The sequence below is a fragment of the Mesorhizobium amorphae genome (assembly GCF_014843845.1).
GTDB lineage: Bacteria > Pseudomonadota > Alphaproteobacteria > Rhizobiales > Rhizobiaceae > Mesorhizobium > Mesorhizobium amorphae_A.
Genome location: NZ_JHQS01000063.1, coordinates 101388 through 115971, shown reverse-complemented (window position 1 = coordinate 115971; position 14584 = coordinate 101388). Strand labels below are relative to the sequence as shown.

General features: G+C 62.6%; 12 protein-coding genes. 8 read left to right on the top strand and 4 right to left on the bottom strand.

Annotation, left to right across the window (positions count from 1 at the left end; genetic code table 11):
* The 3 genes from DH08_RS29715 to DH08_RS29705 form a co-directional block, all read left to right on the top strand.
* Window positions 1–1946 (top strand): VCBS domain-containing protein (locus DH08_RS29715; protein WP_192182819.1); only part of this gene is annotated, 1946 nt, incomplete at its 5' end.
* A gap of 193 nt (window positions 1947–2139) precedes the next feature.
* Window positions 2140–3813: a type I secretion system permease/ATPase gene (locus DH08_RS29710; protein WP_345892461.1), complete on the top strand. Its 1674-nt coding sequence runs from the start codon at window positions 2140–2142 to the stop codon at window positions 3811–3813.
* Window positions 3814–3832: 19 nt separating this feature from the next.
* Window positions 3833–5170, top strand: a complete 1338-nt coding sequence (locus DH08_RS29705) for an HlyD family type I secretion periplasmic adaptor subunit (RefSeq protein WP_192182817.1) — start codon at window positions 3833–3835, stop codon at window positions 5168–5170.
* A gap of 101 nt (window positions 5171–5271) precedes the next feature.
* On the opposite strand, the gene DH08_RS36675 is transcribed toward DH08_RS29705, so the two are convergent.
* Window positions 5272–5517 carry an invasion associated locus B family protein gene (locus tag DH08_RS36675; RefSeq protein WP_246801045.1) on the bottom strand — a complete coding sequence of 82 codons (246 nt, stop codon included), beginning with the start codon at window positions 5515–5517 and terminating at the stop codon, window positions 5272–5274.
* Between DH08_RS36675 and DH08_RS36670 the strand changes: the two genes are divergently transcribed.
* The 4 genes from DH08_RS36670 (at window position 5516) to DH08_RS29685 (ending at window position 9043) form a co-directional block, all read left to right on the top strand.
* Window positions 5516–5740 carry a hypothetical protein gene (locus tag DH08_RS36670; RefSeq protein WP_246801044.1) on the top strand — a complete coding sequence of 75 codons (225 nt, stop codon included), beginning with the start codon at window positions 5516–5518 and terminating at the stop codon, window positions 5738–5740. The genes DH08_RS36675 and DH08_RS36670 overlap by 2 nt on opposite strands.
* 38 nt (window positions 5741–5778) lie before the next feature.
* A complete protein-coding gene (locus tag DH08_RS29695; RefSeq protein ID WP_192182816.1) occupies window positions 5779–6585 on the top strand; it encodes a SapC family protein in 807 nt (268 codons plus the stop codon).
* Between the two features lie 548 nt (window positions 6586–7133).
* Window positions 7134–7814: a WecB/TagA/CpsF family glycosyltransferase gene (locus DH08_RS29690; RefSeq protein WP_210328942.1), complete on the top strand. Its 681-nt coding sequence runs from the start codon at window positions 7134–7136 to the stop codon at window positions 7812–7814.
* The gene (locus tag DH08_RS29685) at window positions 7811–9043 is read left to right on the top strand and encodes an FAD-dependent oxidoreductase (RefSeq protein WP_192182815.1); all 1233 of its coding nucleotides are present in this window, start codon (window positions 7811–7813) and stop codon (window positions 9041–9043) included. The genes DH08_RS29690 and DH08_RS29685 overlap by 4 nt, the downstream gene beginning before the upstream one ends.
* 76 nt (window positions 9044–9119) lie before the next feature.
* On the opposite strand, the gene DH08_RS29680 is transcribed toward DH08_RS29685, so the two are convergent.
* Window positions 9120–10274, bottom strand: a complete 1155-nt coding sequence (locus DH08_RS29680) for a GNAT family N-acetyltransferase (protein WP_192182814.1) — start codon at window positions 10272–10274, stop codon at window positions 9120–9122.
* A gap of 291 nt (window positions 10275–10565) precedes the next feature.
* On the opposite strand from DH08_RS29680, the gene DH08_RS29675 reads away from it, so the two are divergent.
* A complete protein-coding gene (locus tag DH08_RS29675) occupies window positions 10566–12044 on the top strand; it encodes a glucosamine inositolphosphorylceramide transferase family protein (RefSeq protein ID WP_192182813.1) in 1479 nt (492 codons plus the stop codon).
* On the opposite strand, the gene DH08_RS29670 is transcribed toward DH08_RS29675, so the two are convergent.
* Complete coding sequence (locus tag DH08_RS29670) at window positions 12030–13124, bottom strand: glycosyltransferase (RefSeq protein ID WP_192182812.1); 1095 nt, start codon at window positions 13122–13124, stop codon at window positions 12030–12032. The two genes, DH08_RS29675 and DH08_RS29670, sit on opposite strands and share 15 nt — an antisense overlap.
* Window positions 13121–14464, bottom strand: a complete 1344-nt coding sequence (locus DH08_RS29665; protein WP_246801043.1) for a lipopolysaccharide biosynthesis protein — start codon at window positions 14462–14464, stop codon at window positions 13121–13123. The genes DH08_RS29670 and DH08_RS29665 overlap by 4 nt, the downstream gene beginning before the upstream one ends.
* Window positions 14465–14584 lie beyond the last annotated feature (120 nt).

Genomic DNA, 14584 nt, shown 5'->3' with positions numbered 1-14584 from the left:
CCGCCGACGGCACCCAGCAGGTGATCACCATCTCGATCAACGGCGCCAACGATGCCGCCATCATCACGGTCAACGGTGCCGAGGACACCTCCGTCACGGAAAAGAGCGGTGTCGCCAATGGCACGCCCGGCGATGCCACGGCCTCCGGCGATCTCAATGCAACCGACGTCGACAATGCGGCGACCTTCAACACGCAGGCAGCCGTCGCCAAGACCTATGGCACCTTCTCGATCGATGCAAACGGCACCTGGAGCTATACGCTCGACGACAACAACGCTGACGTTCAGGCGCTCAACAGCATCGGAGCGAACACCACCCTGCATGAGCTAGTGACGGTCACGACCGTCGACGGCACACAGCAGGTGATCGACATCACTATCCATGGCGCCAACGACGCGGCGGTGCTCTCCTCAGCCTCGGTCAACCTAACGGAAGGCAACACAGCCGCCGACATCTCGACCAGCGGCACGCTGACCATCTCAGATGTCGACAGTCCGATAACCTTTGCCGCCCAGGCTGGGACAGTGGGCAGTTACGGGACCTTCGCCATCAATGCGGCGGGCGCCTGGACCTATACTGCCTCCTCGGCTCATGACGAGTTCGTCGCCGGCCAGCATTACACCGAAGACTTCAACGTGCTCAGCGCCGACGGCACCCAGACCTCGGTGCACATCGACATTCTTGGTACGAGTGATGGGCCGACCGCCACTGGCGACAACGTCATCACCAATCTGGGATTGGGAAGCGCGATCAACATCCCGGAGTGGGCGCTTATTGCGAACGACATTGGCTCGCCAATCGATGTGTCGGGCGCAGGCTCCGCGACGGGAGGCACTGTCTCCCACACTCCGGGTACCGGTGCAAACGGCACCGTAACCTTCACCGACGCCGCGCCCGCGGGAGGAACATTCACCTACACGGCCACTGATGGAACGACCGTTGGCGCGCCGGGACTGGTAACAGTCAATCAGGATATTGTCGGCACGCTCGACGGAACCGCGGGCGACAACATCCTCATCAGTTCGAACGGCGGAGCGACTCTCGTCGGGGGAGCGGGCAACGATGTTCTCCTCGGCGGCAGTGGCAACGACACTTACCAGTTCGGCCTGGCAGATGGCGAAGACATCATCTCGGATGCCGGCAGCGGCGGCGACAGTATTCAAATCTTGACCAGCGCACCGTTGAACAGCACGGCCATCGGAACACTGAACTTCGAGAGAGTGGCCAACGATCTCGTTGTCAATGTCGGAACCACCGAGATCACAATCCGCGATCAATATATCGGAAGCGGCAACGTCGAGAGCATACAATTCACAAACGGCGGCACCGTGTACGGCTATGCGCTGAGCACGACTTCCTACAGACTGCAAACGACCTTGTCGGGCGGCGGCACCGATGACGTCATCGCCTCCACTTCGGCGGGGCAGACTCTGACCGGGGGAAACGGCAACGATCTCCTCTTCGGTAACGGCGGCGACGACAGCACGATCAACGGCGGAGCCGGCAACGACTTGGTTGTCGGCGGTACAGGCAACGATACGCTCTTGGGTGCCGGCGACAATGACACGCTCGTCGGCGGCGACGGCAACGACACGCTGACAGGCGGTGCCGGGGTCGACACGCTCACAGGCGGCATCGGATCCGACACCTTCAACTATGGCGCAGCCTCGGAATCCACGCCGGCAAGTTTCGACACCATCACCGACTTCGTGCACGGCACCGACAAGATCGATCTCTCCTCGATCGACGCCAGTGGAAGCCCCGGCGATCAGGCTTTCCTGTTCGGAGGGCAGAATGCAGCCACCGTCGCCAACAGCATCACCTGGTCGGAAGTCGGCGGCAACACGATCGTCCGTGCCGACGTGAACGGCAACGCAACTCCCGATTTGCAGATCACGCTGACGGGTACCGGGCTCGGACTGACAGCGAGCGACTTCGTGCTTTGAACCCCGGGAAGTGAGCCGCGTTGCGGCTCACTTCCCGTAGCAATTCCTGATCCAGCCTACGCGTTAAGGTTTACGACAAGAATATCGACGGGCTGCGTGGCCGGCTGAAGGATCGGGAGTAGTATCGGCATACAGGTGGACAGGGGGGCGGTTCTCCGCTGGGTATTTGAGTCTCGACAGAAAATCGCAGATCGTGAAGGACGCCCTGCTGGCGTGCCGCCACTATTTCCTGATCGCGGCGGGCTTCAGCCTGGCGATCAACCTGCTCTATCTCGCCTCCCCGCTCTATATGCTGCAGATCTACGACCGGGTGGTGACCAGCGGCAGCGCAACCACGCTGGTGATGCTGACCATCGCATTGCTGGCGGCCTTCCTTGCGCTTGCCGGCCTCGACCTCATGCGCGCCACGATCCTGACGCGCGCCAGCGTGCGCCTCGACCGGCTGCTGTCGGCGAAGATCGTGGCCGCGTCGGTCGAGACCGCGCAGTCGGGCTCCTCGCAGAGCCAGCCGGTGCGTGACTTCGACACGTTCCGGCAGGTCATCACCGGCATGGGCATCAATGCGCTGTTCGACCTGCCATGGTCGCCCATCTACATCGCCATCATCTTCCTGCTGCACCCCTGGCTCGGCTTCTTCGCGCTCGGCTCGTCCCTGCTGCTCGTCGCCATGGCGGTCATCAACGAGTATCTGGTGCGCGCGCCGCTGAAGCAGGCCAACGATCTGGCGACGGCCAACTACAATTTCACCGAGATGAGCCTCAGGAACTCGGAAGTCATTCGCGCCATGGGCATGATCGACGGCCTCATCCGCCGCTGGGGGCGCGACCGCAGCCTGGCGCTCCGGCGTCAGACGCAAGCCAGCGACCGCGCCGCCCTGATGTCGGGGGTGATCCGGTTCCTGCGCCTGACCATGCAGTCGCTGATCCTCGGCCTCGGCGCCTATCTGGTGATCGAACGGCAGACCACGGCCGGTTCTATGTTCGCGGCCAGCATATTGCTGGGCAAAGGCCTCCAGCCCGTCGAACAGATCGTCGGCCTCTGGCGCAACCTGGTCCTGGCGCGGGCGGCGCTGACCAGGGTTCACAAACTGATCGACGGCGGTGCACAGAGCGAAAGGTCGTTCAACCTGCCCAAGCCCACCGGCAAGATTTCGGTCGAGCAGGTCAGCTTTGCCATTCCCAGCCAGCAGAAGGTGCTTCTCAGGGACGTATCGTTCCGGCTGGAGGCAGGCGAGGCGCTGGGGATCGTCGGCCCCTCGGGCGCCGGCAAGTCGACGCTGGCCCGTCACCTCGCCGGCGTCATGCAGCCCAGCCGCGGCACCGTCAGGCTGGACGGCGCCGATCTGTCGCATTGGGGGCGCGACGCGCTCGGCGACCACATCGGCTACCTGCCACAGGACATCGAGCTGTTTTCCGACACCGTCGCCGCCAACATCGGGCGCTTCAAGACCAATGTCGACCAGGAAGTGATCGAGGCCGCGCGGCTCGCCGGCGTGCACGACATGATCATCCGCCTGCCGCAAGGCTACGAGACGCAGATCGGCGAAGGCGGCGCCGTGCTGTCGGGAGGATACCGCCAGCGGATCGCGCTTGCCCGGGCTGTGTTCGGCACGCCGAACCTCATCGTTCTCGATGAGCCGAGCTCCAATCTCGACGCCGATGGCGACCGTGCGCTGAGCGAGTGCGCGATCGAGCTCAAGCGTCGCGGCAGCACGGTGATCATCGTTTCGCATCGGCCGTCGACGCTGGCAAATGTCGACAAGATCCTGCTGTTGCGGGACGGCGCCGTCGAAGCTTTTGGCATGAGGAACGAGATCGTGGCACGGCTCAATCAGCGTGCGACTTCAATTGCGGTGGCAACCCAATGACCTGCCTGAGGAGTGACCGTTGAGCGACAGCGCCCTCATTTACAGAAGCCTGCCCGGCGAAGCCGGCATCCCGGCCCCGGATTCCATCCGGGTGCCGGCCAATATCGGCCTGTTGATCATCATCGCCTTCTTCGGCGTCTTCGGCGGCTGGGCCGCCTTTGCCCCGCTGAACGGCGCAGTGCTGGCCGATGCGGTCGTCAAGGTGGAAGGCAATCGCAAGAGCGTTCAGCACTTCGACGGTGGAACGGTAAAGGAAATCCGGGTCAAGGACGGCGACATCGTCAAGACAGGCCAGGTCATGCTGGTCCTCGACGACACCAGGATCCGTTCCGAGTTCAACCTCTACGCCCAGCAATATGCGCTCCTGCGCGCCACCGACGCCAGGATCAAGGCCGAGCTGGATGGCAGCGGGGCAGTTGCCTTTCCGCAGGACATCCTCAAGGAGCACGAATCCTATCTCAAGGATGCCATGGCAAACCAGATCGCCGATCTGGAAAGCCAGCGCGCCTCGATGGCCGGCGCCACGCAGATCCTGCAGCGGCGGATTGCCGAGCTTGATGAACAGATCCAGGGCAAGCAGGCCCGCGTCGAGTCCTACCGGGCCCAGCTGCAATCGACGATCGATGAAAAGGCCAGCCTGTCCAAGCTCCTCAAGGCCGGCTTGACGACACGGCCGCGCATTCTGGAACTGGACAGATCAGCCTCCGGTCTGCAGGGCCTGATCGACGAGAATCTGGGGGCAATCGCCGGCAGCCGTCAGTCGAAGGCCGAGCTGGAAAGCCAGATCGCCCAGTTGACCAACGAGCGCCGGGCCAAGCTTTCCGCCATGCTGATCGACACGCAATCGGGCCTGGCGGACCTTGTACCCAAGATGTTCGCCGCCCAGGCCGCCATGGACCGTGCCGAAGTTCGCTCGCCCTATGATGGCCAGGTGATGGATCTCAGCGTCTTTTCGATCGGTGCGATCGTCGCTCCGGGCCAGACGATTCTCGACATCGTGCCGACGCAGAATTCGCTGATCGTCCAGGCGCAGGTTCGCGTCGAGGACATATCAAACCTGCGCTCCGACATGACGGCCGAAGTTCGCTTCACCTCCTACAATCAGCGTTCGATACCGATCATCCATGGACGCGTCACCCGCATTTCGGCGGATCGCATCACCGACGCCAAGACCGGCTTCCCTTACTATGTCGCCGACATCGCGGTCGATCCGGCCGAACTGGCCGCGGCACCGCAGATCGCGCTTTATCCTGGCATGCCGGCTTCGGTGATGATCGTCACCGAGGAGCGCACCGCCCTCGACTACATATTGGGCCCGCTGCTCACCTCGTTTCACTCCGCTTTCCGTCAGAAATAGAACCTTGCCCGCGCTGTCGTTCGTGGAGGCCAAGCAATGGCCCTCCCCGGTCGGCTTGAGGCCAGCGGCACGTGACGCCCCGAAGCAGAGGCTCTTCGCAGCTATTTGATTGCTTCGAGCTTGTCGATCGCCCCCGTGAAGCCGGACAATGAAACCGGAATGGTCACCGGCTTGCGCGTCACCGATTTCATGCCGATGTTGAGATTGGTCCCCGCCTTCATCGCCGTGATGGGTTCCGGCGTCAGCGGGACGGCCGCGTAGGCGCCATTCCGGTCGCTGGTCTGGATGGCGACCGTAGTGTCCGGTGTCGATCTGGTAGGAGGCGCCGGAGGGCAGGAACAGGCCATGTGTCAGCGCCAGCAGCATGGCCAGGCCGCCATTGGTTTTCTCGCGACGGACGGTCACGGTGAGCACCCGCTGGCCCGTCTTGGATTCGGTGAGATTCTGCGAAACCTGGCACTGCAGATCGGTAAAACCCGCATTACTTCGATCTTTTTGCATGGTCCTTTGCCAACTGAAGTTTCAGCGAAACAAACGATTTTCGATTTTCGGTATCATGCGTTTAATTGAGCCAACGCGATCGGATGGCGGCAAAAGGGAGACGGACGATGGCTGACAGCGACACAAACACGGCACCGGCAGCGGAAAACGCAGCGGGCGCCGCCTTGCCGCTGTTCTACTCCAGGCCGGAAGCGCTCAACCCGATAAGGCACGGCTCGCTGGGGCTGGCCGCGCGGGCCGACTTTGGCTTCGCCCGCTCGGCGCACGCGATTCCGGTGGTGGCGTCGGAGATGCCGGCGGCGATGCGCTCCTATCCCATCGTCTTCATCGGCGCCGCCAAGGCACCGGTGATCATCACCGGCCTGCGCCAGAACGAGAACCTGTTCGTCGATGCCGACGGCAAATGGACCGAACCGCATTATGTTCCGGCCTATGTCCGCCGCTATCCTTTCGTTCTCGCAGACGAGACGACGACGACCGGTCGTCTGACACTGTGCGTCGACCGGGCGAGCGAGCGCGTCGTCGATCAACTGCTGGCGCCGTTCCGCGAGGACGGCGGCAAGATCGCTCCATTCTTCAACGGGACCGAGGCAGCGGACGCGACGAAACAGGCGCTGACCTTCTGCAACCAATTCCAGGTCGACTTCAACGCGACCCGCGCCATGATTGACAAGATCGATGCGCACGGTCTGTTCGCGCCACGCCAGAGCAAGGTGACGCTGGAGGGCGGCGAGGTGCTCAACCTCACCGATTTCCAGGTGATCGACGAGCCGGCCTTCAACAAATTAAGCGACGAGGCCTTTCTCGACCTCAGGAAATCAGGAGCGCTGGGGCTGGTCTACTGTCACCTCGCCTCCTCCAACAGCTGGACATCGTTGGTCTACCAGGCCTCGATACGCGGCCGGCGCCGCTGAAACTGGCTGATATCGAGTCAGGTGAGACGCACCGGACAGCTTGTTGTCCTTGTAGACATCACGGAAATAGCCGCAGCACACACAGTGCCGCTGCCACTTGGGGCGGTGGTCATTGGATAATTGGCCCAGATCTTCCCACCCATTTTTGATCCTTAAACTTTTAGACAAGATTTACATATTAACTAATTGTTAATCTATCGCTTAACTTTCCGATTTTTTTACTTATGGTGCCAAGCAAGGGGGTAGTTTGGATATACTGGGGATGGGGCAGTTTTTCTATGCGCATAATTTCAGAGACCTCTCCAAGGGATCTTGGAAGAGATGAGGCCACGATCAGTGGATCGGGGCCCCCCGGTTCCGCGCAAGCCGCGATGTCCGCAACCCAGTCTCCCCGTTCGCATCGTCAACTTTCAGCCGGGCTCGCAAGCGCGGCCGATATCGCTCAGCAGGAGGCCGTTGCTTTCCAGGCGAGCCTTCTCGCTCTTCCAACCGTGCAGCTTGGTGGGTTACCGATCACGGTGATCGATCGGCCAAATGCCGCGCGCTTGATGATCGCGGCGGCACGGGGGCACATCCGCAGTAGCCGTCCCTATTATTTCACCTCCGCCAATGGCGACGTCATCGCCCAAGCTCGCGCGAATGTGGACGTAGCCGTGCTTTTCAGCGAAGCCGACCAGATCTTCGCCGATGGTCAGCCGCTGGTCTTCGCCTCACGCTTGCTGTGCAGAACGCATCTGCCGGAGCGGGTAGCCACCACTGACCTCTTTCACGACGTGGCCAAGCTTGCCGAACAGCAAGGCACGACCTTCTACCTGCTCGGGTCGACAGAGGCCGAGAACAGCAAGGCCGTTGCGAGTGTCAAAGCCAGATACCCCGGCCTGCGCATCGTCGGGCATTGCCACGGCTTCCTTGCCGGCCAGGCGCTTGAAAAGAAGCTCGACGAGATCAACGCACTTGCGCCCGACATTTTGTGGCTGGGCCTCGGTGTTCCGCGCGAGCAGATCTTCGTCCGCGACTTTGCATCGCGACTCCAGAATGTCGGGGTGATCAAGACGTCGGGCGGGCTTTTCGACCATATCGCCGGCAAGGTCCGGCGCGCGCCCCTGTGGGTACAGAAGGCCGGATTCGAGTGGCTGTGGCGCGCGCTGATGGAGCCGCGCCGGCTTTTCTGGCGCTATTTCACCACAAGTCCCCAGGCCATCTACGCCATATTGAGGTATTCCAGATGACAGCCGAGCGTCCCCACCGTCCGCTGCCTGCCGGAACCGACACGGAGATCGTCATAGTCGGCGGCGGGCTTTCCGGCACTCTGGCGGCAAACGTGCTCGGGCGGTCCGGTTATCACGTCACGCTGATCGACCGCCATCAGGTCTTTCCGCGCGAATTCCGCGTCGAGAAGATCGCCGGCGACCAGATCGAAAAACTGCGCCGGATCGGCCTTCTGGACGGGCTTTCCGCAGCGGCCGTGGCATTCGACGAAATCGTCAACATTCGCAAGGGGCGCCTGCTCGACCGCACGCACGCCCGGCACTACGGCATTTTCTACGATGACCTCGTCGCCGCCATGCGGGCCGAACTGCCCGACACCGTGCGCTTCATCGCAGGTCGCGTGAGCGGACTGGAGGCAGGCCCGGAACGCCAGCGTGTGTCGATCCTCGGACACGGCGACGTGACGGCGCGGCTTCTCGTTTTGGCCACCGGCATGGGTGACATTCTGCGCCGCGACCTTGGCATCGAGCGCAAATTCGTCCACCAGCGGCAGTCGCTGACCTTCGGCTTCAATCTGCGCCCGGTGGGAGCAAGCGCCTTCCGGCATCCCGCCCTCACCTATTACGGCGAACGGGTTTCCGACGGCATCGACTATTTGAACCTGTTCCCCGCCGCCGAAGTCACCCGTGCCAATCTCTTCGTTTTCCGCGAGCATCGCGACCCTTGGGTCAAGGCGCTGCGCGACAATCCCAGGCAAACGCTCATCGAAACGCTCCCGGGTCTGGTCAAGGCATTCGGTGATTTCGAAGTGATCGACCGGGTCGAGAGCTGGCTCACCGACATCACCGTCGCCGAGAACTGCGTGCGCGACGGGGCCGTCCTGATCGGCGATGCCTACCAGACATCCTGTCCGGCCGCAGGGACAGGTGTCAGCCGGCTGCTCACCGATGTCGAGCGCCTGTGCACGGTGCATGTGCCGCAATGGCTGGCCTCACCCGGCATGGCCGCCGCAAAGATCGCGACCTTCTACGCCGATCCGGTAAAGCAGGCGATGGACGAGCATGGTCTCCAGCTGGCGCATTTTCGCCGCAGCCTGACCATCGACACCGACCTGCGCTGGCGCGCGCGCCGGCAAATTCACTTCAGCCGCCGCCGCATCATGCACGAGATCGACAATCTAAGCCCCGCTTTCGCCGCCAGGCTGCGCAACCTCAGAAAGCCCGCGGTCGAACCCGAACCCGTGGCGTGATCGCAGGCCAATCAGCCGATCTGTCGCCCAAACTGCGCAGTGGATTTGGGAGACGCGCCTTGGGCTCGTTCCGACCTCAAGGCCCAGCCACTTCGTCGGTCGAGGCTGGCGACGTCACCACATGACCAGCGGCGGCCTTCTTCCCGTGCGAACCGAGCACGCGCCGCGCCAACGCTTTGGCCGCCGGCAATTTCTCGACCGTCAGATGCGCCGCCAGGCCGAGCGGGCTGCCGGCTCGGAAGATCTGCCACATAGGTGATGGCCGGCCGCCGAAGATGCGCTTGTAGGGCTCGTCGCCGATGGTGAAATCGAGGGAATGGTCGCCGCGCTCGATACAGTCGCGGGCGATCTGTTCGAACATCAGGCTGCCGATCGACTGCTTCCTGTAGCCGGCCTCGTCGAAGCCGCCGAGAATGACAAGCAGCGAACCGCGATGCTCAAGGCCAAGCGCGCCGGCGATTGCCCGATCGTTCATCCAGAAAGTGTAGATGCGAGCGAAACCGCCGCACCCTTCGGTCGCCACAGCCAGATAGAAATCGAAATAGGACGGCAATTGCAGCAGGTCGGCGGGGCCGTTGCTGCCGTCGAAACGCTTGCCGCGATAGACTTTGAGCGCATCGAAAGTCGTGCGGATGGCAGCGACGTTGTCAGCGCATGCGAAGCGCGCCTCTCCTATTCGGCCAAGCTGCCGGGATTTCTTGTCGAGCTCCTTGCGGTAGGACTGGTCGAGCTGGTGCTCGCGCCAGGCGGCGAATGTCGGCTCCAGCTTGCTGGAGTAAGCGCTCATGCCCATGCTTTCGCGCTTGTCGATGCCAAGGAGCCGCTCGATCGCCAATGAGCGGTCCGCCAGTTTGCCGATGCGCAGGAGATCGTAAGGCTTCAGATGCCTTCGGATCGCGGCAACGGCTCGACTGTCCGCCACGATACGCGAGAAGGTCTCCTCGTCGGCGACTGGCGATACGTAGTCGGAAACGCGCATGTCGGCGAATTCGACCACTTTGAGCAATGTGTACCGGCGCCTGACCAGAGGCAAAACCATCGCGAGCTTTCCACCCGCGCCGTTTCGCACGACGATGACAAGTGGCGTGGCAGCGCCTTGCCGTACGACCCTCTCATAGAGCTGGCTCAGCCATATGGGATGTTGAAAAGCCGTCGCCGCCGAACTGGCGAAGAGTTCGGCATATTCCTTCGAACGGAAATCGAACGAATCCTCGGCAGTGACTTCAAACATGTGATCCGAACCGGCTGGGCCTGATCTATCGACGACGTCTTGCGTTCCGCGTCAAGGCGAATCGCAAGGATTGTTAGAAACTTGGTATATGCGAAAGATCGATCCATGGTTGCAAATCTGTCTTAGAATGTGCCCTCCGTGGCAGGTTCGAGATGGGTCGGTCGACAGTTTATTTTCTCGTGAATCACGCAGTCGGACTTTGAATGTAACTCCAATGTAAGTTTTTTCGGCCAAATCATTTCTTTTCAAGTGTCTAGAACCCGAGCACCATTACAGCCGGACGGGAATGACATGCTGTCGATCGAGGTGATTGTTCCGCAATCGAGCCCCCGCCTGTGGCAGAAGGTCGTCATAGAGCGGCTTCGGGCGGACGGCCATGATGTGGCTGTGCGCCATCAGCCCGGAGCAGCAAACTGGCCGATGGCGGCAAAAGCCGCCTTTGCCTTTGAACAGCGCCTGTTTCGACGGCGCCGCCCCAACCTTGCCGCCTCGCCGCATGAGATCGAGGCACGAAGCGGGCACCGGTCCGCCGCGCTAAGACTGGACCTCGCCGGCAACGCAGCCCCATCGGATGTCCCGACTGTTGGCCTCCTGTTCGACGGATCCCCATCTGATCTCTCGGCGGCAATCGCGGTCGCGGCCGGAAGGCTGCCTTTGATCGAAGCCGTCCTCGACAAGAAGACGCTGGTGGGCTGGGCACGGCCGATGGTGGACAAGCGGGAATCGGCGGCACTCGGCACCGAGGACGTGCTTGCCCGCGCCATCACCTTGCTCGTCTCGGTGGTTCGGGCATTTGCTGAAGGCCGGCTTCTCAATAACGAACGCATGTCTGAAGTCCGCGGTGGCGGCACGGCGATGCAGTTCGTGTCAGCCTATCTGGGCTCGGCGCTGCCGCGGCTTGGCCGGGAGATCATCCGGCGCATAGGTTTCCGTCATGCGCATTGGCGCGTCGGCTACCGCTTTACCGATGCGCCAGGCATCGCGAATACGGGCGGGCTTGGCCCCGGTTGGTCGGTCCTGCCCGACCCGGGCGACCACTTCTATGCCGATCCGTTCCCGTTCCAGTGGCAGGGCCGGTCGTTCCTCTTCGTCGAGGACTATCCCCATGCGACCGGCAAGGCCGTCATCTCCGTCGTTCCGTTTGACGCAGCCGGCGCTCCCGAGGCGCCACGCGTCGTTCTGGAAGAGCCGCACCACCTCTCCTATCCGCAGGTGTTCGAGCGCGACGGCGAGATCTGGATGCTTCCCGAGGCGAGCGCCAGCGGCAGGCTCACGCTCTACCGTGCCTCGGCCTTCCCGGACCGCTGGATCGCCGAGACCGTGCTGGTCGAAGGCGAGATTTCCGACGCGACGCTGCTCGAGCATGGCGGGCTGCTTTGGCTGTTCGCCACCGATCGCGATGGCTATGGCAGCACCTCCGACACGCTGGTGGTTTTCTGCGCTCCCGCACTCGCCGGTCCGTGGAAACCCCACCCTATGAACCCTGTCATGATCGACCATCGCATGGCTCGTCCAGGTGGTGCTTTCGTTCGCATCGATGAGGGCCATATGTTGCTCCCGGTCCAGGACGGAACGCTCGGCTATGGCGGCGGGCTCGGCCTATGCGAACTGTTGGAACTCGACCAGCAGACGGTGCGGCTTTCGGCGCCCCGGCCGATCGACACCGATGGCGACTGGCCCTATCCGAAAATCCACACGCTCAATCGATCGGGCGTGTTGGAAGCGATCGACGGCATAGCGGTGGTGCGAAGACGTTCAGGAAAGAAGTAGCGCCTCGTAGCCCGCGCACATCCTGGCCGGCGCGTACTTGTCCTTGAGCCGCCGCCCTGCCGCTGAAAGCCTGGCCATGATTTCCGGCCCGGCCATCAAGTCGGCCAGCCCCTTGGCCATGCCGGTGGCGTCGTCCTCGACGAAGATCGCCGCGGTCTCGCCATCCTCGGTAGCAAGCACCTCCCGCATGACGGCGAGGTCGTTCGCCACGACAGGCAAACCGGAAATTGCCGCTTCGACGCAGGCAAGACCGAAGGTCTCATTCAACGACGGAAACGCGTAGATGTCGCCTGCCGCCAGGAACTCGAAAATACGCGACGGGGGGACTTCGCCGACCAGATGCAGCCGGTCCGCCACATCCCGGCTTTTGGCCAAGGCGACAAGCGTGTCGCGCTCCGGCCCGACACCGGCAATCGCGACATGGATATCGGGCAGCTGATCGAGCGCCCCAACGAGCGCAATCTGGTTCTTCTGTTGCGTCAGCCGGCCGGACGAGACGGCAAGCCATGCATTCCGAGGCAAGCCAAAGGAAGCGCGTGCCGCCGCCTTGTCGAAGTCTTCATGCGGCGCGGCAACGCCATGATCGATGCGCCGCAAGCGCCGCCGATAGGCTTGCGGATAGTGACTGAATTGCGCTTCCGTCCAGGCCGAGTTGACGACATTCGTCCGGTAGAGGCCAACCACGCCCATCAGCCTGTCGATCTGGGACAGGACGCCCATCACCCCTTTGGTGTGCGGCGAACCGCTCTGGTTGGCGATGATCCGGCTTACGCCCGCCAGGCGGGCGCCGATCGTGCCGAAGATGTTGCCGTAGTGCTGATAGGTGATGACGGCGTCTGGCCGCGACTTGCGCAGATATGTCGCGAGACCAATGGCCGCCCGGATCTGCCCAGGCAATCCCTTTGGACTCTCGGTGAGGATGAAATCCGCATAAGGATCGGCATCGAAGGCGTCCGTCTTGCGGTACATGAAGACGGTGCGCACCTCGTGCCCGCGCGCCCGCAAGCCTTCGCCCACCATGTCGGAAATACGCTGCGCGCCCGCGGCCTCCGCCTGGGTCTGTACCTGAATGATCTTCACGTACGACCTTTCAGCATCACCCTGGGAACGGGCGCAACTCTTGCCATCGTGAAGCCGAAGACAGATGGATTTATGCCTATCCTGCGCCGTGCGATCGACACGGCAATGGCGGTCCAGGCGATGACCGTTCCGGCGATGCTGACTGCCGCGCCAATGGGTCCAAAGAAATACGTCGTCACCGCCGTCGCGCCGAGCCCCAGTATGTTGACGACAACCAGAACCTTGAACAGCGCATGCTGCAGGCCGGTCAACTGCAGGAGGATCTCGATCGGGCCACAAGCCGTGGCAAAGGTTGCGCCTATGCCGAAGATGACGAGTGTTGCCCGCATGGTGGGCGTGTCGTAGGTCGGATTGAACATGGACAGGATAAAGCCGCCGAAAATCCAGAACGCTGCAAGCACGCAGAGTGCAATGGCAAAGCTGCCAAGCGCGGCGAGATTGGTGATGCGCTGAACATGCGCCCTGTCGCCGCTGTAGAAGGCGCTCGAAATCTGTGGCGCGAGCGCCTGATTGATTCCATTGAGCGCAAGCGCCACGAACCGCGTGGTCCGATCGGCGACGAAGATCGCGCCGGCCGCCTCAGGTCCCAGGATCACCGCCACAAGCAGCGTGCTTACCTGGCCGAGCGCCGGCGGCAGCGAGGTGACGCCCCACAGGCCAAGCGTCACGGTCTTGAATTCCCTCTTTTGCCCCTCGGTGAGTGGGCCGCGCTTGGCGCGCGCCGTGTCGCGCACGAGAAGCAGCGTCTGCGGAACAACCGAAAGGATGAGCAGCAAGGCGGTCAGATGGGTCGCCGCAACCGCGCTCATCTCGATATGCATGAAGTGGCAAGCGGCAATGGCGGCAATCGTGCCCGCACGCCAGATGATGTCGCGCGGCAACAGGCCGGATATGAGCGCGTTCTTGGCGCGGAAAGCGCCGGACGTGAATTCCGACCAGCCGAGTGCGAACGACAGGACCGCAGCCGCCACGCACAACGAAAGCCATTCCGGCGTGCCTTTCCCGATGAACGGCAAGAATCCGACCATGAGAATGAGCAGGCTGGAGCCAACGAGCCCGGCAAGCGCGACGAGAATGGCGCGAGCCATCATGCCATGCGCCGAGCTATGGTCGCCGAGGCCGACATATTGCGGCCAGAACCTCAGCACGGTGCTTTGCTGACCCACCGAGGCGAAGAAAGAGACCAGACTGGCGCCGGCATAGGCTGCGCTATAGAGGCCGAACTGCCTTCCGTCCATGACCATCGCCACGGCCACGAACATCAGGAAGGACAGGCCGGCACTGGCGAGCTTGATCACGCCCGCCACGGCGCCGTTCCTGGCGAGCGTAGCGATGGACATGCGCATATCGTCGGCTGCAGGACGGGTGTCGGCGCCCGATATCGCGCTGCGATTGCTTATATTTTCATCCAACGTCGGCCCCTGTGGCGTTCGGCGATGCCCTACCCCCGCGGCAGGCGA